The 19,536-nt window shown below is 65.6% G+C and carries 13 protein-coding genes; 4 read left to right on the plus strand and 9 right to left on the minus strand.

Annotation, left to right across the window (positions count from 1 at the left end; genetic code table 11):
- Positions 1 to 549 (plus strand): SPASM domain-containing protein (locus OPU71_RS19400; RefSeq protein ID WP_267729723.1); only part of this gene is annotated, 549 nt, incomplete at its 5' end.
- Here the strand turns inward: OPU71_RS19400 and OPU71_RS19405 are convergent.
- The gene (locus tag OPU71_RS19405) at positions 539 to 1,135 is read right to left on the minus strand and encodes a rhomboid family intramembrane serine protease (RefSeq protein WP_267729724.1); all 597 of its coding nucleotides are present in this window, start codon (positions 1,133 to 1,135) and stop codon (positions 539 to 541) included. The genes OPU71_RS19400 and OPU71_RS19405 overlap by 11 nt on opposite strands.
- Positions 1,135 to 1,971 carry a rhombotarget lipoprotein gene (rhlP, locus tag OPU71_RS19410; RefSeq protein WP_267729725.1) on the minus strand — a complete coding sequence of 279 codons (837 nt, stop codon included), beginning with the start codon at positions 1,969 to 1,971 and terminating at the stop codon, positions 1,135 to 1,137. Before rhlP ends, OPU71_RS19405 begins: the two co-directional genes overlap by 1 nt.
- A gap of 394 nt (positions 1,972 to 2,365) precedes the next feature.
- Between rhlP and OPU71_RS19415 the strand changes: the two genes are divergently transcribed.
- Positions 2,366 to 4,177: a S8 family peptidase gene (locus tag OPU71_RS19415; RefSeq protein WP_267729726.1), complete on the plus strand. Its 1,812-nt coding sequence runs from the start codon at positions 2,366 to 2,368 to the stop codon at positions 4,175 to 4,177.
- A 65-nt stretch (positions 4,178 to 4,242) separates the two neighbouring features.
- Here OPU71_RS19415 and OPU71_RS19420 read toward each other — a convergent pair whose 3' ends face one another.
- Both OPU71_RS19420 and pepN read right to left on the minus strand, forming a co-directional pair.
- A complete protein-coding gene (locus tag OPU71_RS19420; protein ID WP_267729727.1) occupies positions 4,243 to 4,512 on the minus strand; it encodes a helix-turn-helix transcriptional regulator in 270 nt (89 codons plus the stop codon).
- Between the two features lie 447 nt (positions 4,513 to 4,959).
- Positions 4,960 to 7,659, minus strand: a complete 2,700-nt coding sequence (gene pepN / locus OPU71_RS19425) for an aminopeptidase N (protein WP_267729728.1) — start codon at positions 7,657 to 7,659, stop codon at positions 4,960 to 4,962.
- Positions 7,660 to 8,276: 617 nt separating this feature from the next.
- On the opposite strand from pepN, the gene OPU71_RS19430 reads away from it, so the two are divergent.
- The gene (locus OPU71_RS19430; protein ID WP_267729729.1) at positions 8,277 to 10,763 is read left to right on the plus strand and encodes an EAL domain-containing protein; all 2,487 of its coding nucleotides are present in this window, start codon (positions 8,277 to 8,279) and stop codon (positions 10,761 to 10,763) included.
- 3 nt (positions 10,764 to 10,766) lie between these two features.
- Here the strand turns inward: OPU71_RS19430 and OPU71_RS19435 are convergent, their stop codons facing one another.
- Positions 10,767 to 12,281, minus strand: coding sequence for a pyruvate kinase (locus tag OPU71_RS19435; RefSeq protein WP_267729730.1), 1,515 nt, complete (start codon positions 12,279 to 12,281; stop codon positions 10,767 to 10,769).
- Between the two features lie 304 nt (positions 12,282 to 12,585).
- Between OPU71_RS19435 and OPU71_RS19440 the strand changes: the two genes are divergently transcribed.
- On the plus strand, positions 12,586 to 13,029 hold the full coding sequence (locus OPU71_RS19440; RefSeq protein WP_267729731.1) for a CBS domain-containing protein: 444 nt from the start codon (positions 12,586 to 12,588) through the stop codon (positions 13,027 to 13,029).
- On the opposite strand, the gene OPU71_RS19445 is transcribed toward OPU71_RS19440, so the two are convergent.
- From OPU71_RS19445 to OPU71_RS19460, 4 genes are all read right to left on the minus strand, one after another.
- The gene (locus OPU71_RS19445; RefSeq protein WP_267729747.1) at positions 13,002 to 15,218 is read right to left on the minus strand and encodes a CHASE domain-containing protein; all 2,217 of its coding nucleotides are present in this window, start codon (positions 15,216 to 15,218) and stop codon (positions 13,002 to 13,004) included. The two genes, OPU71_RS19440 and OPU71_RS19445, sit on opposite strands and share 28 nt — an antisense overlap.
- A gap of 84 nt (positions 15,219 to 15,302) precedes the next feature.
- Complete coding sequence (gene pbpC, locus OPU71_RS19450) at positions 15,303 to 17,687, minus strand: penicillin-binding protein 1C (RefSeq protein WP_267729732.1); 2,385 nt, start codon at positions 17,685 to 17,687, stop codon at positions 15,303 to 15,305.
- Positions 17,688 to 17,962: 275 nt separating this feature from the next.
- Complete coding sequence (locus tag OPU71_RS19455) at positions 17,963 to 18,415, minus strand: FxDxF family PEP-CTERM protein (RefSeq protein WP_267729733.1); 453 nt, start codon at positions 18,413 to 18,415, stop codon at positions 17,963 to 17,965.
- Positions 18,416 to 18,705: 290 nt separating this feature from the next.
- A complete protein-coding gene (locus OPU71_RS19460) occupies positions 18,706 to 19,530 on the minus strand; it encodes an alpha/beta hydrolase family esterase (protein WP_267729734.1) in 825 nt (274 codons plus the stop codon).
- Positions 19,531 to 19,536: the final 6 nt, after the last annotated feature.

The following is a 19,536-nucleotide window of genomic DNA, read 5'->3' on the forward strand; positions in this document are numbered from 1 at the left end:
GCGCTGACGCGCCGCAAGGCAGTGCTGGACGATCTGGTCGCGCGCTTCTTCCGCGACAGCGACGCGCTGCTGCCGGTGATTCCGCTGATGGGCATCGTGCGCAACAAGCTGTTCCCGCACCTGGTGGAAGAACGTCACCACGGGCGCGCGCAGTGCCGCGTGTCGTCGCACATCCTCAACGTGATGCCCGATGGCCGCATCTTCCCCTGCCCGGACCTGATGCATCTGCCGGACATGCAGATGGGCGATCTGCTCGAAAACTGGCTGGTCCCCAGCCCGCTCCAGCAACATGCCGACATGCCCTGCGGCGGCTGCGAAGCGCAGGCCTGGTGCCGCGGCAACTGCATGAAGAACCTGTGGATGGGCTATGTGCGCAAGGATGACGATTGGCGCACCGGCATCACCGACCCGGTCTGCGAGCTGGTGCGCTACCTCGGCCAGGCAATCGACCGTTACCCGCTTGCCGCGTGGTACGAGGCCCTGCCTGAGGCGCTGAAGCGCGAGATCCTCGACTGCCCGGTGTACGACTACGTCGAGATCATGCCCTGAGGTTTGATGTTGCCCGCCGCACCGGATTGGCGATAGCCAGCGCAACCAGCAGGCCGATCAGTGCGCCCATGGCGTGCGCCTGCCATGCAACGAGCACCTCGATCGGCATGCCGCTCAGGTCACTGCGGCTGCCTGCGGCATCGAAGGCCAGCTTGACGGCAAAGCTGCCGGCGATCAGTTGCACCGGTAGCCGCAGGCGCTCGTCGCGCCACAGCACGCCGCCCGCAGCGAAGCCGAGCATCATCGCCAATGCTGATGCGCCGCGGTACTCGACCATTGCTGGCGCAAGCCAGAGCGTGGCGATGCTGATCAGTGGCGTGGCCAGCAGGCACAGCGCGAAGGTGCGGCCGCGCCCCAGCACCGGCTCGACGATGAGCCCGGCGAGCAGCACGGTCAGCAGATCGACCGCTGCGTGGCTGGCGCCGAAGTGCACAAGGTGGCCGGTCCAAAGCTGCCAGATCGCCTGCCCATCCAGCACGCCGCGATGCAGCGCGAGCCCTGCCTGATCCGATTTCGGTAGCGCGCACGCCAGTACACCGAAGAGGACAAGCAACAGGCTCGTCGTGGGTAGCTTGATCGCCCCCATCAGCGGCGGCGGTTCAGGCCCGCAAGCGCCAACATGCCGAGCAGCGCCAACGCGCCAAGCAGGCCGGTGCTACCCCCGCCGCTATAGCCTGCGCGGTTCTCCACTTTCACCGAACTGTCGCTCTTCATCCGCTGGCGGAATCCGTCCAACTCGTTCTTCAGATTCGGGATCAGGTCGTCCACCGCGCCGTTGAAGCCGGCGGTGCGCGCCTCACGCGATGCTTCGCTGAAGTTCACCAGGGTCGAGCTGCCCTTGATGCGGCTGGTGCCGGGTGCGCGGAACAGCAGCTTCTTGCTCGCGACGTCGAACACCGCCGCGTCCACCATCGTCTGCACATCGTAGCGATCGCCTTGGATGACGTAGGCGCCGACGATGGTCCAGTACAGCATCGACAGCACACCGTTGTCGACAAACTGCACCTGGTCGTAGGACACCAGCGCCACCACGTCGACATCGAACATCCGTGCGACCTGTTCCAGGTTGGTGAAGCCGCCCTTTGCTCGCAGATAGGAGGAAGGAATGACTTCGATCTTGCCGATGTAGGGCAGGCCGGTGAAAGAGGCTCTCACCTTTTCAAGCAGCAGCATCTTCTTTTGTTCGGGTATCGCCTGGCCCCATTGCGTGGGCGGCGCGAAGGCAATGCCCACCTTCACCGGCGGGCGCAGCGTGGTGACACCGGGGCTCAGCTGCGGTGCTTGCTTGGCATCGGGGAACAGGTACTCGACCGCGCTGCCCGATTGCGAGCGCGTGTCGTTGTGATGCCACAGGCTCGCGCAGGCTGTGAGTTGTGTGAGCAGCACCGTGATCAGAGCAAGTAGCAAACGGCGGGTATTCATGACGGACTCGCGGTGAAGAAGACGTGCCGATGCTGGCGGACTCGTCGTGGCGGCGCGAGTGCTGAGCGATTCGTCGCATCTACTGCCCGGCGGCGTATCGCAATTCGATACCCGCGGCGACGGCTGCTGATCGCTTGTCATGAATCGCGGAGTGCCTGGCGCGGGCGAACGCGAACTGGTGCCAGAACCCATCTCGCCGCGCTGTCGGGCACCCGGAATGGGGTGAAATCCCACAGGGTGGATTTGCATTCCGAAGTATGCGGATGGCATTGTTCACATCCCCGCAGACGCGGGCCTAGCGATAGTCCGCACCCCATTCAGGTGATCGGGCTGCGCGAAGTGACCACCGCCGGATACCCCGACGGGGTCTGGACCACAACAGGAGATGTCCAAGATGATCGCTCGCCGTTCCATGGTCGCTCGTGTGACCATGATCGCCGCCACGCTGGCGGCAGCCTTTCCCCAGATTGCTGCCGCTGGCGGCCCCATCAGTCAGTTTGATACGCCAGCTCCGGCAAGCGAGAAGACTGACCGCCTCATAGTGAAGTACCGCAGCGCATTGGGGATTTCGGCGCAGTCTGCCGCTGTCACGACCCAGCGCGCTCAAGTCATGCAGGCTGTGGGCGCACGCATGGGTGTGAGCATGCAGACCCTGCGTCACACGGCACTTGGTGCACAGGTGCTCAAGCTTGACCGCAAGATCTCGGCGGCCGAGTCCGCCGCGCTGCTTGCTGAGCTCAAGGCGTCTGACGCCAACATCGAATACGCAGAGCCGGATCGCATGATGCGGGCGCTGCTGACCCCTAATGACACGCGCTATGGCGAGCAGTGGGACCTGTTCGAGGCTACCGGCGGCATGCGTGTGCCCGGTGCATGGGATCAGGGCAACGGCAGCGGCGTTGTGGTCGCGGTGATCGACACCGGCTATCGGCCGCATGCGGATCTGGCTGCAAATCTGGTTGCGGGCTACGACTTCATCACTGACACCGCGATCGCTAGCGATGGCGACGGGCGTGACAGCGATGCCAGCGATCCGGGTGACTGGACAAACGCCAACGAGTGCGAATCCGGGTGGCCGGGTTCGAACTCTTCCTGGCACGGCACGCATGTGGCAGGCACCATCGCCGCGGTCACGAACAATGCCAAGGGTGTTGCGGGTATCGCCTACGGCGCGAAAGTGCAGCCTGTCCGTGTGCTGGGCCGCTGCGGTGGCTACACCTCGGACATTGCCGATGCCATCATCTGGGCCTCTGGCGGCAGCGTCGCGGGGGCGCCCGCCAATGCAACGCCGGCGCGCGTGATCAACATGTCGCTCGGTGGCGGCGGTGCCTGTGATTCCACCACACAGAATGCAATCAACTCAGCCCGGTCGCGCGGCACGGTAGTCGTTGTGGCGGCGGGTAACGAAAACCAGAACGCCTCCAATTCCAACCCGGCCAACTGCCAGGGGGTAATCACGGTCGCGGCCACGGGGCGCTACGGCGCGCGTGCGTCCTACTCGAACTACGGCAATGTGGTGACGCTCGCCGCTCCGGGTGGCGATATGAACAGCGGTGCAGCCAACGGCATCCTGTCCACGCTGAACGCAGGGACCCAATCGCCGGGGGCCGATTCCTACGCGTTCTACCAGGGTACCTCGATGGCTACCCCCCATGTCGCCGCAGTGGCTGCGCTGGTGATCGCCAAGAATCCGTCGCTGACACCGGATCAGGTCAAGACCACGCTGACCAGCACGGTGCGCGCCTTCCCCGGCACTTGCAGCGGGTGTGGCGCCGGCCTGGTGGACGCCAATGCTGCGCTCGCCGCAGCGGCAGGTGGCGGCGGCGGCGGAGGCGGGTCCGGCAGCATTGCGGAGGTCGAGCCGAACAATACTCGCACCGCATCCATGCTGCTGAGCAAGCCGGCCACGGTGGCGGGGGCAATGGCATCGAGCAGCGATCAGGACTGGTACCGAATTGATCTGCCCGCTGGAAAGAAGCTGACTGTCACGCTGGCGCCGGCATCGGCTACCGCCGACTACGACTTGTATGTGTATAACGCAAGCGGTACGCAGATTGGCAAGAGCGAGCTGGGTGCGGGCAAGACTGATACGGTGAGTGTCACCAACACCGGCACGTCGACATCCGCGCGCTATGTGCAAGTCCGCTACTACAGCGGTGGCACCGGCGCCACCAATGGCAAGTACACGCTCACCACGAGCTGGTAAGTTGCTGCGCAGTTGAGCGAAGGGCGACCCTTGGGGTCGCCCTTCTCGCTATGGGCGCTCGGCAATCAGGCGAAAGGCTTGCCGTGGCGGCTGCGGTACTGGCTCGGAGATGTGCCGATGCTCGCCTTGAAGGCGTATGAGAAGTCGAGCGCATCGGCGTAAACAACCGACTCGGCGATCGCGCCGACCAGGCGCTCGCCCTCACGCAGCAGCAAGGCCGCGCGCTGCATGCGCAGCGCGTTCAGTTGTGCCATCGGTGATTCGCCAAACTGTGCGATGAAGCGCTGATGCAGTGGGGCGCCCGACAAGCCGGCCCGTTCGCGCAGTCCGCTCATCAACCAGGGGGGCGCGCACCGAGCATCTCGGGCATCAGGTCTTGCACAAGTGGATCGGGTGCTTCCGCCTGTTTCTGCGACTGCGCGTGTCGCTCCATGTAGGCGCGGCAAGCTTCATCAGTCGCCGAACCAGTGGGTCAGCTAGCTGCCCCGACCACGGAGTACGTGGGCATCGGGGATCAGGAGAAGCTCTCCTACACCACTTCTGAGCTGCTTGTCAGCAGTCACGCGTAGATGTGCACTGCCTGGCAGGTGGCTACAGCCCTGAGTGCAAGCTGATCGCGGGCGGTGTGCATGACGAGGGCGCGTGGTCGGTACGCTTGCCGGCGGTGCTCAAGGCCTGGTTTCCGAAGGCCGTGAAGTAGCAGCTTGCTCGGCTTGCCTCCCGACGGCAAACGGCGCAAAAAAGGCCCGCATTTCGCGGGCCTTTTTTATGCTGGGTGAACCTCAGGCTTCGAGCGCTTTGCCAACGACCTCGGCCACGTCGCGGGAGAGCCCGTTATGGCTCTGGATGCGGGCCAACTGCGTCCGCGCCAGCGATTGCCGGTGGGTGTCGAACTTGCGCCAGCGGTCGAAGCTGCGTGCGATGCGCGATGCCACCTGCGGGTTCATCCCATCGAGCTGCAGCACCGCATCGGCCGCGAAGGCATAGCCCGAACCGTCGGCGGCGTGGAAGTGCTTGGGGTTTGCGGCGCAGAAGGCGCGGATCAGCGCATACACCTTGTTCGGATTCTTGATGTCGAAGGCACTGTGCGTGAGCAGATTGCGCACCCGCTTGCCGGTGTCGGCGGCGCGCGAGGTGGACTGCACCTGCAACCACTTGTCCACCACCAGGGCTTCGTCTTTCCACTTGGCGAGGAAGCGTTCGAGGGCGATGTCGCGTTCGGCGACTTCGAACTGAACGATCGCCGACAGCGCCGCCATCGAATCGGTCATGTTGTTGGCGCTATCGAACTGCGCCATCACCAGCGCGCGCGAAGCCTCGTCGTCGATTTCGGCAAGGTAGGCGAGGCAGGCGTTGCGCAGCGCGCGCGCACCGGCTTGCTTGGCGTCGGGCGAGTAGGGCGCGTCGATCTTCAGTTCGTGATACGCGGCGGCCAACGGGCCCTTGAGTGCATCGGCCAGATGGCGGCGCAGCGCAAGGCGTGCGGCGGCGATCGCGTCCGGGTCGACGGTGCCTTCGGTGGCTTCGATCAGCACCACTTCGGAAGGCAGCGCGAGCGCTTCGGCCACCAGCGCGGGATCGCCGCCCGGAGCGAAGGCCGATGAGAGCAGCGTGCGGATCGCGTCTGCGTAGCTGGTGGGGATCCAGGCCAGATCATCGCCGGTGCCCGCCTGGTAGGCCGCGATGCCGGCGGTGAGCACTTCGCCGGCGAGGCGTTGGCCGGCTTCCCAGCGGTTGAAGGCGTCGCTGTCGTGCGCCATCAGGTGCGTCAGTTCGGCCGCGGTGTAAGGATAGTCAAGGATGACGGGCGCCGAGTAGCCACGCAGCAGCGATGGCACCGGCGCATCGGCGATGTCTTCAAAGACGAACTGCTGGCGATCCTGCGTCACCGACAGTACGCGCTGCGTGCCGCAGGCGGCGGCTTCGCCCGACAAGCGCAAAGGCAGTTCCTTGCCCTGCGCATCGAGCAGGCCAAGCACCAGCGGCAGGTGATAGGCGCCACGCGCGACGGGCTTGCCGCTGGCCTCGATGCGCTTTTCGTAGGCGGTGGCCGGGTACTGCTGTTCGACTTCAAGCGTGAAGCGCTTGGCGGCCGCGTCGTGGCTGCTGCGAACGATCAGCTTCGGCGTGCCGGCCTGGTTGTACCAGCGCTTGAACTGGCTCAGGTCAAGGCCGGACGCATCCTGCATCGCCGCGACGAAGTCCTCGCAAGTCACGGCCTGGCCATCGTGGCGCTCAAAGTAAAGATCCATGCCCTTGCGGAAGGCATCCTTGCCGATCAAGGTGTGGATCATGCGGATCACCTCCGCACCTTTTTCGTACACCGTCGCGCTGTAGAAGTTGTTGATCTCGGCGTAGCTCGCCGGCCGGATCGGGTGGGCCATCGGGCCCGCGTCTTCGGGGAACTGGGCGGTGCGCAGCGTGCGCACTTCCTGGATGCGGGTCACGCCGGCCGAATGCATGTCCATGCCGAACTGCTGGTCGCGGAACACGGTGAGGCCTTCCTTGAGCGAGAGCTGGAACCAGTCGCGGCAGGTGACGCGGTTGCCGGTCCAGTTGTGGAAGTACTCATGCGCGACGACGCGGTCGATGTTCTGGAAGTCGATGTCGGTGGCGGTGTCGGGCCGGGCCAGCACGTACTTCGTGTTGAAGATGTTGAGGCCCTTGTTCTCCATCGCGCCCATGTTGAAGTCGCCGACCGCGACGATCATGTAGTGATCGAGATCCATTTCGAGGCCGAACACATCCTCGTCCCACTTCATCGATTTCTTCAGCGCTTCCATCGCGTGGCCGCACTGGTCGAGCTTGCCCGGTTCCACATACACCGCGCAGCGCACCTTGCGGCCCGAGGTGGTGGTGTACCAGTCTTCCAGCATGTCGAGCTTGGCGGCGACCATCGCAAACAGGTAGCTCGGTTTGCGGAAGGGGTCTTCCCACTTCGCCCAGTGGCGGCCGCCCTCTTCGTCGCCCGCGGCGACCGGGTTGCCGTTGCCCAGCAGCACTGGGAACTTCGCCTTGTCGGCGTGGATCGTCACGGTGTACTTCGCCATCACGTCCGGCCGGTCGAGGAACCAGGTGATGCGGCGGAAGCCTTCGGCCTCGCACTGGGTGAAGTAGCCGTCCTTCGAGCGGTAGAGGCCCGACAGTTGCGTGTTGCTGTCCGGATCGATCGTGCTGACCGTGTTGAGCGTAAAGCTCTCTGGCAGTTCGGCATGCACCAGCAGGCGATCGCCCGAGAGCACGTACTCGCCGGCGCCCAGCAGGCGGCCATCGACGCGGATCGATTCGAGCTTCACCTCTTCACCGCTCAGCACCAGCGAGCAATTCAGATCGGCCGCCGCCGGGTTGCGTTGGCACTTGAGCGCGGCGGTGACGACGGTTTGCCCGTCGCCGATCGCGATGTCCAGATCCACCGTGTCGATCAGAAAGGCGGGCGGGGTGTAGTCCTTGAGATGGATCGCTTGTGGCGTATCGGTGCGCATGGGGTGTCCTCGGTCAGGGTGCCGCATCGCGGCGTGGCTGCGTATGCGCGCCGATGGGCATCGCGATCGCACAGCCGGAATTCTCGAATGGTGGCGGATTCTAGAGCAGCGCTGCGAGCGGAGGTGTCGTTGATGCGACGGGGACTTGCCACGGCGGGAATCGCTGCGGGCATTCGGATTCGGGGGGCGGAAAAACTGAAGCCCGTCGGTGAGGGGGGACTCGACCGACGGGCGGGGGGGAGACTAGGCGTTACGGTGAGGAGAGGTCGCTGGGGGAAGCAACTTCGGGGGGGACTTCGGGGGGGAGTCCGTAACGCCGTGAGACGAATTAGACCAGTGTCGCCGCCTGCGATCTTTGCGGGGATTGCGCACTTTCAGAATTTTTCGCAAAGACCGCTTTTCTTGGCCGGAACCCAGACCGCAGAAGCCTTCGCGGCTTGCCGGGCTGATCCGGGTGTGGTCAAGCAAAGGCAGTTGCTGCCTGTGCAGGACGAATACGGCGCCGGATTGATAGCGATTGCTTTGAATCGGGCGCGGCCCATGCCGTCTGCCCGGGCCTCGCTCTGACGGGGCGGCCGAGTCGTGGCAGACTCGGGCCTTGGAAAGAGGAGAGCATTGTGGGTGTTGCAGCTTCGTTATCGGGCATCGAGGTCAGCTCGGCCGCATTGGAACAAGAGGTCGCGCAGCTCGAACGCCTGCGCGAGACTGCGCCCCAGCGCGCCGCGCGCTATGCCGAAGAGCTGCTGGCCGAGGCGCTGGCGCGCTCCGATGCCGCGACGGCCGCGCTGATCCGGCTGCATCTGGGCGAGATCCTGCGGGTGCTGGGCCGCACCCAGGACGCGACGGGCCACCTCCAGGCCGCGCTGGCCTGGTATGAATCAGATGGCGACCGTGCCGGCGAAGCGTGGGCGCATCACCACCTTGGCGCCTTGTGCGGAGCCGGGGGCTTGCTCGACCAGGCTTTGCGGCATGTCGAAACCGCGCGTGATCTCTTCGACGCGCTGGATCTGCCGGTTGGCGCCTCGCGCGCACTGGTGACCGAGGCGGTCACGTACGTCCGCTCCGGCCGTCAGCAGGAAGGGATGCAGCTGGCTGCACGTGCGGAACGGATGTTGCGCTTGCGTTGCCCCGGCAATCAGATCGAGCTGGGCTATGCCTTGTATAACCGCGCCACGCCGCTGATCGCCCTGGGGCGCCATGACGAGGCGCGCGAGGCGCTTACCGAAGCCCTTGATATCGGACGCCGTTGCGGCCCGGGCCGGCTGGCGGCCCTTGCGCTGGGCCAGTTGGGCGTGATCCATCAGGTGTCGGGCACGCTGGATGCGGCGCGCATTGCGATCGAAGATGCGCGCGAGCTTGGCGAAGCAATGGGCGATCCGTTGATCGAAGCCTGGAGCAACTATCACCTGGCGACGATCGCCGGCGAAATCGGTGATCGCGAGCGTTTCGACCGCTGCATGGATGCCGCGCTGGCGCTTTCGCAGACGCATGCGCTGGCCGATTGCCATATCGCCTGCCTCGATCAGTTGCACAAGTACTACGAGCGCATTGGCGATGCGTCGGCGGCGCTGGCCACGCACCGGGAGTTGCTGGCCAAGCGCCTGGCCGAGCTCGAACGCGCTAGCTCGTACAACCTGATGTACATGCAGGCGGTGCGTTCGCTGGAGGATTCGCGGGCTGACAACGCCGAACTTGAGGCGCGCGTCGATGAACGCACGCGCGAGCTGTCTGACACCGTGGCGCGTCTGCAGCGGGAAATCACCCGCCGCGAAGAGATCGAGCGCCAGGTGCGCTTTCTCGCCGAGCGTGATCCGCTGACCCGTTGCCCCAACCGTCGCGCGCTGATCGCCTATCTGGGCGAAATGCTCGAAGCCGCCGCGGGGCGGCAGCATGTGGCGGTGGTTTTCATCGACGTGGACCGCTTCAAGCAGATCAACGATTCACTCGGCCACAGCGCGGGCGATAGCGTCTTGTGCGCGGTTGCCCAGCGGTTGGCCGAGGCCTGCGGCGGCGAAGGCCTCTTGTCGCGATACGGCGGTGACGAATTCGTCGCGGTGCTGCCGCTCGCCGCTCCGCTTGCCGAGGGGCGCGCGGCATCCGATCGCGAACTGGCCGGCGTGGTGGCCCGCGTGCGGCGCTGCTTCGAGCAACCCTTCACCGCCAGCGGCGAGCAGTTCTACCTGGACTGCAGCATTGGCGCGAGCCTGCACCCGGAAGACGGCAACGAACCCGAAGCGCTGATCGCCTGCGCCGACATGGCGATGTATGCGGTCAAGCAGTCGGGCCGGGGTGGCCATGCGCTGTTTGATGTGTCACTGGCCGAAGCGGCGCACGAGCGGCTGGCGCTGGAAAAGTCTTTGCGCCACGCCACCGAGCGCGGTGAGTTCGAATTGCGATTCGAGCCGCGGGTATCGGCGCGCGGCGGTCTGGTGGTGGCGCTCGAAGCCTTGCTGCGCTGGCGCCACCCGAAGTTGGGCTGGGTGCCGCCCTCGCGCTTCATTCCGATTGCAGAGGATACCGGCGAGATCATCCCGATCGGGCGCTGGGTGCTCGAACATGCTTGCATGCATCTGGCGGGCTGGCGCGCAATTGGCCACCACGAGCTGCGCATCGCGGTAAACGTGTCGGCGCGGCAGATTCGCGATGTGGAGCTGCTGCCCGCCATCGAGCATGCACTGCAGGCCAGCGGCTTGCCGCCGGACGCGCTCGAGGTTGAGGTCACCGAATCGCTGCTGATCGAAGATCCGGAAGGCGTCGCCCGTGTGCTGGGGCGGCTCAAGGATGTCGGTATCCGCATTTCGCTCGACGATTTCGGCATGGGCTATTCGAACCTGGCGATGCTCGCGCGGATGCCGCTCGACATCCTAAAGCTCGACCGCAGCCTGGTCGAAGAGATGGTGCGCAGTACCCGCGCGGCGACGGTGGTGGCATCCATCGTCAGCCTTGCGCGCGGGCTGGGCCTGGCGGTGGTGGCCGAGGGGGTGCAGGATCACGGCACCCGCATCGCGCTGACTGCTCTGGCCTGCGACAGCTTCCAGGGCTACCTATTTTCCCAGCCGCTGACGGCCGACGAGGTCAGCGCCCAGCTTGCCGCCGTGGGCTGAGCTTCAGAACAGTGCCTGCCAGGATTGCAGCGCACGCAGGCGCGAGGTCTTCTTGCGTTGGTGGGCTTCCATGCGGTGCAGCACGTCGGCCAGCATATCGACGGCCTCAAGGATGTAGGGGCCCTTGTTGAGCATCACGCATTCGGCGCGCACGCCCATTGCCGCATCGGTGATTTCGCTGCGCGAGGGCTGGCCCTGCTTGGCCAGTGATTCGAGCACCTGGGTCGCCCACACCACCGGTACCGATGCCGCTTCGCAGAGCCAGAGGATTTCTTCCTGCATCTCTGCCAGCCGCTGGTAGCCCAGTTCGATTGCCAGATCGCCGCGCGCGATCATTACCGCGGTCGGGTTGCGCCCCGCCGCGGCCACGATGATTTCGGGCAGGTTGCGCACCGCACGGCGGGTTTCGATCTTCATCATCAGCGCGGGGGCATGGGTGCCGCGCCGCCCGGCCGATTCGAGCGCTGCCTGCAGGCGCTGCACGTCTTCCGCCCCCTGCACGAAGGAGTAGCCGATCAGGTCGGCGTGTTTGGCAACGAAGGGCAGCGCGGCCAGATCGGCGTCGGTCAGGGCCGGCACGGCCAGTTCCGAAGCCGGGAAGTTGAGCCCCTTGTCGGCTTTGAGGCGTTTGCCGTCAGAGGGTGCGTGGGTGATCTGCACCCGCACCGCGCCATGGCGGCGCTCGCTGACGCGGCCCCCCATTTCGCCATCGTCGATCCACACCGGGTCGCCGTGGGCAAGCTGACCAATCACTTCGGGCAGGCTGCAGCCGATGGCCCGTTCGCCCGCCGGCACATCCGAAGGCGCGCGCGCGAGCCAGAAGCTCTCACCCGCGATGAAGCGGTGCTTTTCGCCGCTTGTGTCAAAGCGGGTGGTGCGCAGCTTGGGGCCGCCCAGATCCATCAGCACGCGGGTGCGTGCGTGCATTCCTGAGTCCTGTTCGGCGCGGCGCAGGCACTTGATCATCGCGCCCCAGGTCTTCTCGTCGTTGTGGGCGCAGTTGATGCGAACCGCCTCGACATTGCGCCGCAGCAGCTCGGTCATGAAATCCAGGTTATCGGCGGCCGATTCGGGCAGCGTGACCATGATCCGGGTACGCCGCTGCGCGCTGGGCACGCCGAACACCCGCAGGCATTCTTCTTCGAGCCGCTGGTTGCCGGCAACGAAGTCAGCACGCGAAGGCACCGAGGGTTGCTGGGCGGCGGGCACGCCGGCTGCGCGTGCCACCAGCGCCGAAATCGCCGCGAGCGACTCGGCCGTGCGTGATTCGCTGCGGCCCAGAGACGAAAGGCCGAACCGGGTCAGCTCGTCCTGCAAGGTGCACAAGTCGCGTCGCCGCATCGCGAGGTAGCAGGCGAGGTTGCGCGCCGCCGGCGCGAAATCGGCGCGGCGGATCCACGGCGCCCACTGGTCAACCAGCGCTTCGCCTTCTTCGACAATGCCGGCGCGCAGCGCTTCAAGGTCGGCAAACAGGTTGGTCAGATGCAGTGCGGTCTTGTCGGCAACATGTGCGGACATGGCTGGCCTCGTGGGGCGGTCGGGATCAGCCCGCAATCATCAGGCGCTGACATTGCAGGTTGGTTTCAGGCTGCAGCTCAAGTGTGCCGGCGGCTTGGCCGTAGACGCCGAAACCGGATGGCCGATTAGGGCTGTGGTGATGGCGACGATGATCGTGCGGTGAAATTCGACCCGCCGGTGCGGGTGTTCGACGCCCGCTGGGGATTTGCGCCGCAGGCTTATCAAGTTCTTGTGATTTGCGCCGCGCCGGTCCAGATTACTGCTATGTCCCGCGCCACGGGCATTCACCAAGGAGAAGACACAAATGACGATCACGGTTCGGCAGGTGCTTCAGGGCAAGGGCGGCAAGGTGCTCACGGTGGCACCCGAATCCAGCGTGTTGCAGGCGCTTGAGCTGATGGCCAGTCATGACGTGGGCTCAGTGCTGGTGACCGAAGGCGAACGCCTGGCCGGGATCTTCACCGAGCGCGACTACGCGCGGAAGGTGGTGCTCAAGGGGCGTACGTCCGCCGAGGCGAAGATCGGCGAGTTGATGACCTGCAACGTGCTCACCGTGTCACCGACGCAGACCATCGACGATTGCATGGCGATCATGACCAACAATCGCATCCGCCATCTGCCCGTGGTTGAAAAGGGCCAACTGGTGGGCATCGTCACGATCGGCGATGCGGTGAAGACGGTGATCGAAGAGCAGCAACGCACGATCAGCCAGCTCTCCAGCTACATTTCCGGCGAACTCGCGACCTGAGGCTCCGGTACATTCACCGGCAGTACGATGACCATGACCGTGCCCGCCGGTGCACCCTGGTGCGCCCGGATCCAGCCACCGTGGGCTTCGACGATCTCACGGCAGATCGCAAGGCCCAGTCCGGTTCCGCCTGCGCCGCTGTGGGTCTTGCTGCTCTGGATGAACTTGTCGAAAACCGCCTCGAGTTCCGCTTCGGGTATCCCCACCCCTTCGTCCGCCACTTCGATGCGCACTGCCGGCACTTCGGCACCGCGGGCCGTGACCAGCGATTCCGGTACCAGTCTGATTGTGATTGCACCGCCCTCAGGGCTGAACTTGATCGCGTTGGACATCAGGTTGTGGAACACCTGCACGATACGGCCGGGGTCCGCGCACACCGGCCCAAGGCCATCGGCCGCGGTGAGCGAGACCCTCAAGCGCTTGCCGTAGATCAGCGCCTCAAGCTCGGTCAGGCACTGCTCCCACAAGCTCGGCAGCGCGCACGGAACCGGCGCCATCTGCATCTTGCCCGCCTCGAGTTTCGAGAGGTCGAGCAAATCGTTGATCAGCCCGAGCAGACGACGGGCGCTCTGGTTGATCCGCTCGGCATAGCCGAGACGCTTTTCCGCACTGGCGGTTTCATTGCGTTCAGCCGAAAGCTTCGAAAATGACAGGATCGCGTGCAAGGGCGTGCGCAACTCATGCGACATGTTGGCGAGGAATTCCGATTTGGTCTGATTGGCCCGCTCGGCGTCGTCCTTGGCCTTGAGCAAGGCCACCATCTGTTCGCGCACCTGCTCGCCAAGAAGGTCACGCTGCTGACGCAGCGCCTGCTCAGAGGCGACGCGCGCGGTGACATCGCTGAGCAACAGCACTGCAATGCGGGCGCTCGCTGATTCGACAAAGCTGATCGCGACCCGCAGCACCACTTCGCCACCATCTCGCAACAGACGTAACTCCCCGTCACGCATGCCCTTTGTCCGTTCCGCCTCGTCAAGCAACTCGCCTGCCCATGGCCAGATTTCCTCAAGTGGCCGACCGACCAGGTCCGCACTTTCGAGCCCCAGAAGATCTTCTGCCGCACGGTTTGCGCTCAATACACAACGCACTGCGTCGAGCGTCAGGATGCCGTCGGCGGTGTTATCCATCACCGTTCGGACACGCGCCTCGCTCTCTCGATGCGCCGCACTCCATTCGTCGGCCAGCGCAAGGGCGCGACTACGGGTGCGCAGGATTGCCGCCACCAACGCCGCCCCTAGGAGCGAGACGAGCAGCCCGCAGAGTGCAACCAAGCTCGGCCGGTTACTTAGCTGTGCGCGTTCGAAGGCCGGCAGGCTTGCGACCCGGAGCGTCCAGTCGCGACCAGCGATCGTCAGGCTCGACAACTCATCGAACAGAGGCCCCGCGGGCAGATCGGCGTGGCTGCGGTACAGGCGCGCGTCTTCGCTAACGTAGGTTGCGTCGAAAACCTCCATGGCCAGATCTTTAGCGGCCCGCCCGCGTACTGCGTCGAACAGCGCTTGCATGCCGAGCGGGCTGTAGACGTAGCCCATCAGGGCTTCGCGCCGTCGGCTCACGGTGTCGACCGGCATGCCCCGGCGATAGACCGGTAAGTAGAGGAGGCTTCCGACCGATACATTGCTAGCCGTTTCCTCATGCAACACCACCTTGCCCGAGAGCGCGGGGGCACCGATGTCGCGTGCACGTTCCATTGCAGCCCGGCGGGTCGACTCGCTGAGCATGTCGAAACCAAGGAATTTCAGGTTTGCCGGGCTCCCCGGTTCGAGGAATACCACCGCCGAGTACAGCTCGCGCTCGCCGGCCGGCCACAATCGATAATCCGGGAAACCTTCGGCACGCACGCCAGCTTCGTGGATCTCCAACTCGTCGGGCCGCACGACCACCGCGTAGCCGACCCCCTCGACCCCCTGATAGTTGCGGTCGACCTGCAGAATGGTCACGAAGTCGTGCCACATCTCGCGGTCAACGAACCCGGTGCCATACATGAACGCGACACCGCTGCGCAGCGCCTGCTCGTTGGCTGCAAGGCGCGATTCAATGTCATGCACCAGCTCATCGACTCGACGCTCGAATGCCGCATGCGCGATCGCTGCCTCTGCGAGCCGCGCGACATGCCAAATCCCCGTCGTCACCGCGATGCCGAAGATGAAGACCGCCAGCGGAATCCAGCCTGACACCCGTTCTCGCATTTTCACCCGCATCCCTGCCCCCAAAAGGCACGACATCCGGTCAACGGCAGAATGTCCGCCGGCTTGAACGGCGGGGGGCTGACCTCAGGGCTGGCCTGGAATACTCATGCCGAAATCCACCACCGCGTAGCGACCACCCGCATCAAGCACGCTGAGCGTGTGCGCGCCGGCACTCACCACTTCGACCACCTGCTCGATGTTTGCGGGCGCGCTGCGCAAGAGCCGGCCGTCAAGCAACCACCACACCTTGCCACTGGCGCCCAGCAGTTGAACGCTTACGCGCGCCGAGCTGCGGCCGGGCGTGGGGCGCAAGACCGTCCCCGGCGTGATGCCGGTGATGCGCAGGCTGCCGGCGTCGCCTCCGCCCTGTGCGCAGCGCGGTGACCAGGCGGGGATGCCGACCTTTTCCCGCAGCGCAGGGCCGAGGAAAGGTTCGAGGTGCGTGGGCCAGCGTGCGACACGGCGCGGCAGCGCATCTGTGCGGCAGGCCGGGGTGCTGCGCAAGCCGGAGTCCGGGTCGATCCACACCGTATCGAGCTGCCCGCCGGGGCGTACCCGATCAGGCAAGGTCGGCGGGGCCGCGCCGTTCAGCGCCCAGGCGCTACGTTGCTGGTGGCAGTGCGCGGCTTCGGTGTCGGCCAGCGCGCGGCCCAGCGGCCAGCAGATTTCTACTGCACTGACGCTGGCCGGGGGCTTGCGCGGCGTGGCGGCGACGGAACCGGGCAGGGCGGCGACGATGTCCTTGAGCAAGGGGGCGGCGATGTTGGCGCCGAAGAAACCCGGGTTGGGGGTGCCGTCCGGCCGACCGATCCAGACCCCGATGGTGTGGCGATCGGTTACGCCGACCGCCCAGGCATCGCGGAAACCGAAGCTGGTGCCGGTTTTCCAGGCCACGCGCCGGGCGCCCGATTCGATGAAGGGGCGATCGGGGTGTCCGCCGGTTTCGAGGATGTCGCGCACGATGAAGGCGGCCCCTTCGCTCATGATGCGGTTTTCGATGCGCGGTGCGTCGGGGCTCAGGCGCGGCTGACCCGCCAGCCCGCCGGCGGCCAGTGCGCGGTAGGCGCCGACCAGCTCTTCGAGCGAGGTACCTGCACCGCCGAGGATCAGCGACAGGTTTGGCGTGGCGCCCTTGGCCATCCGCAGGCGCAATCCGCCCGCGCGCAGGCGTGCCGCGAATCGCTGCGGGCCTACGCGGTCTAGCAGATCGACGGCCGGCACGTTGAGCGAACGGGTCAGTGCATCGGCCACGCTGACCGGGCCGGAGAAGGCGGCCTGGAAGTTGCCGGGTTCGTACCCGGCGAAGGCCTGCGGCGCATCGCTGAGCAGGCTCTCGGAATGGATCAGGCCTTCGTCGAGCGCAATTGCGTAGAGGAAGGGTTTGAGTGTGGAACCGGGCGAGCGGATGCCGCGCACCATGTCGACATGCGCGAAGCGCGCGCGATCGGAAAAATCGGCGGAGCCTGCGTAGCCCAGCAGCGCAAGGCTGGCGTTGTCCATCACCAGGGCAGCCATCGACACCTTGGGCGGCAATTGGTCGACGCGGTCGAGCAGCATCCGTTCCAGCGTGCTTTGTACTTCCGGCTCCAGCGTGGAGCGCACTACCTGCAAGGCGCCCTCGGTGCGCGGGCCACCGGCCGGGGCGCGTGCTTCGCTGCGCAGGCGTTCGGCCGCGAGGGGGGCGAGCCAGTGAGCGCGGATCGGCTGAGCGCCCACCCGTTCCACCTTCGCATCGGCCACAAGCGCAGGTGACCACACGCCAAACGCCGCCATGCGTTCGAGCACCTTGTCGCGCGCGGCTTGCGCCCGCGCCGGTGCCCGATCCGGCCGCAGGCGCGACGGGGCTTGCGGCAGCGCAGCGAGCAGCGCGGCTTCGGCATGGCTGAGGTGCTTTGACGGTTTGCCGAGGTAGACGCGGCTGGCCATCTCGACGCCTTCGACAATGCCGCCCATCGGCGCATGGTTCAGGTAGAGGGTGAGGATCTCGTCCTTCGAAAAGTGGGCTTCAAGCTGCAGCGCGCGCGCGATCTGGCGCAGCTTGCCCGGCACGCTGCGCGGTGGCGGATCGAGCATGCGCGCGACCTGCATGGTGAGCGTGGAGCCGCCCGAGACGATGCGGCCGTTCCACAGCCACTGCCATGCTGCGCGCAGCATGGCAAAAGGATTCACGCCGGGGTGCCAGCGGAACCAGCGGTCTTCATAGTTGAGCACTGCTTCGAGGTAGCGCGGCGACACCTGATCCGCCCTGACCGGGTAGCGCCACACGCCATCGACCGACGGCCAGGTACGCAGCGGCGTGCCATCTGCGGCGGCGACGATCAGGCCCGCCTCACCGGCTGGCAAGGGCAGGGGGAAAACGCGGTCAAGCGCCAGCAAAGCAAGCAGCACGGCGGCGAGGCACGCGAGGGCGACATGTCGGCGCCGCAGCCGGATCTGCAGTGCTGAGCGCAGGCGCGGCATCAGGCGCATGGCGCGAAATGCATCGCGGGATGCTTGAGCCCAAAGGGGGTGAGTGCGTGCGGAAAAGGCCGCTGGACAAGGCGGTTCATGCGCTGTTTGTTCGTGCCAAGGCGTGGATTCAGGCGTGATTGTGTCGCACTTGTGAATCGCCGGCAGAACAGGCGCGTGATGCACAGCCTTGAGTGGCCCCCAAAGCACGAAGGGCACACGCCATTGATGGCGCGTGCCCTTCTGCGTGGGCGCTGCTCAGGCCCGGTAAAGCCGGCCCGAGCAGGCTTGCGGGGTCAGACGCGGCGACGGCGCGCGATGGCACCAATCATGCCCAAGCCCGCCAGCAGCATGGCGTAGGTTTCGGGTTCGGGAACCGGTGCGGCGATCGCGTTGGCGGCGAAACTTACTGCCGTGACGCCTCCCCCAAAGCCAAAGAAACCGAGCTTGTAGTCGCCGGTGGATAGGCCGCTGAAGCTGACGGTCGAGCTTTCCAATGAATACAGAGAGCCGATCAGCGTCGTGCCCGAGAAAAGGCCAAATCCGCCAGCGCCGCCGACGATATCGGGGTCAATGTAAACGGTACTTGGCGCTGCGAGCGAAAAGCTGATCGAATCAGCGAATAATGGCTTTGTGTAGAGACCGACAAAAGACTCCGCCGGTGCCGACAATTCGCCAAACGAAGCGGCGTGGGCGCCAGTGGTTGCGCAGGCTATGGCGGCTGCGACGCAGATCGACTTGAGTTTCATGAGCTCTCTCCGTGTATTGGGGCCGGTGGGGCTCACGATGCAACGCAACATCCATGCCACTGCCATGTGGTGGGACAGGGCTTCATGGTGCATTTCACGCAGGGGCCTTTATTGGAGCGGATCTCCAAAGATCGCCCCGGCCCACGCGCGGCTCGCGTGAGCCATTTCGGGCACACGGCAGCTCCGCAGCGGCCGCACATCACTGGTGCGGCGCACCATGCGGAATCGCAAATTTAGTGCGCTGAGCGTACCTATGTGGCACAGGTGGCGGGGGCGCGCAGATCCCAGACCTAGCGCGCCTGTGCCCGCAGGAAGAAGTCTTGCAGGCGCTCGTGCAGCACGGCATGGACCCAATTCGGCGCATGGCCGGCGCCATCCATCAGGGTCTGCTGAACCGGGGCGGCGCAAGCGCCGGCGCGCGTTGTCGTCGAACGGCTGCCGGGCATCAGTGTGTTGTCGGACACGATTTCGCGCGGGCCGCTGCACGCCATCAGCCGCTCCCACACGGCGAAGGCCTCGCTCATGCCCATGCTGCCGAACGCGCCGGTGCTAACCGGTACCACCGAATCGTTGCTGCCCGCCATCAGCGCCACCGCCACCGGCCGGGTCGGCTGACAGGCATGGCTGCTGAGCAGCGGCCCGGCGAGCGAGACGACACCGGCGATCTTGCCGGCATGGTCGCAGGCGAAGATCTGCGACAGCGCGGAACCGTTCGACCAACCCGCGATGAACACCGCCGCCGAGGTGCCGCGCTCGCGCTGCACCGTGTCGATCAGATCGGCAACGAACTGCACATCGCTGCCGTAGTTCCACACATCGCCCTTGCCCTGCGGGATCACCAGGCGATAGCCGTAGCGATCGGCGAATGCGCGGCCCTGCCACATCGATTCGGTGTAGCTCAGGCCGGTGTTTGCGCCATGCAGGAGCAGCAGCATCGGGGCGTTTGCCGGCAGCGCCGCCGGTTCGTAGACCACATAGCTGTGGCCCGAAAGCGATGCGCACTGGGTGTAGTCGCAGTTGGCCGGCGCCAGCGGTTCGCCACTGCCGCCGCCCCCGCCGCAAGCGCTGGCCAGCAACATGGCGATGAGGGCAGATGAAAATGAAAGTCGCGACATGAGGGG

The sequence above is a fragment of the Niveibacterium sp. 24ML genome, assembly GCF_026586805.1.
In the GTDB taxonomy this organism is placed as follows: Bacteria; Pseudomonadota; Gammaproteobacteria; order Burkholderiales; family Rhodocyclaceae; genus Niveibacterium.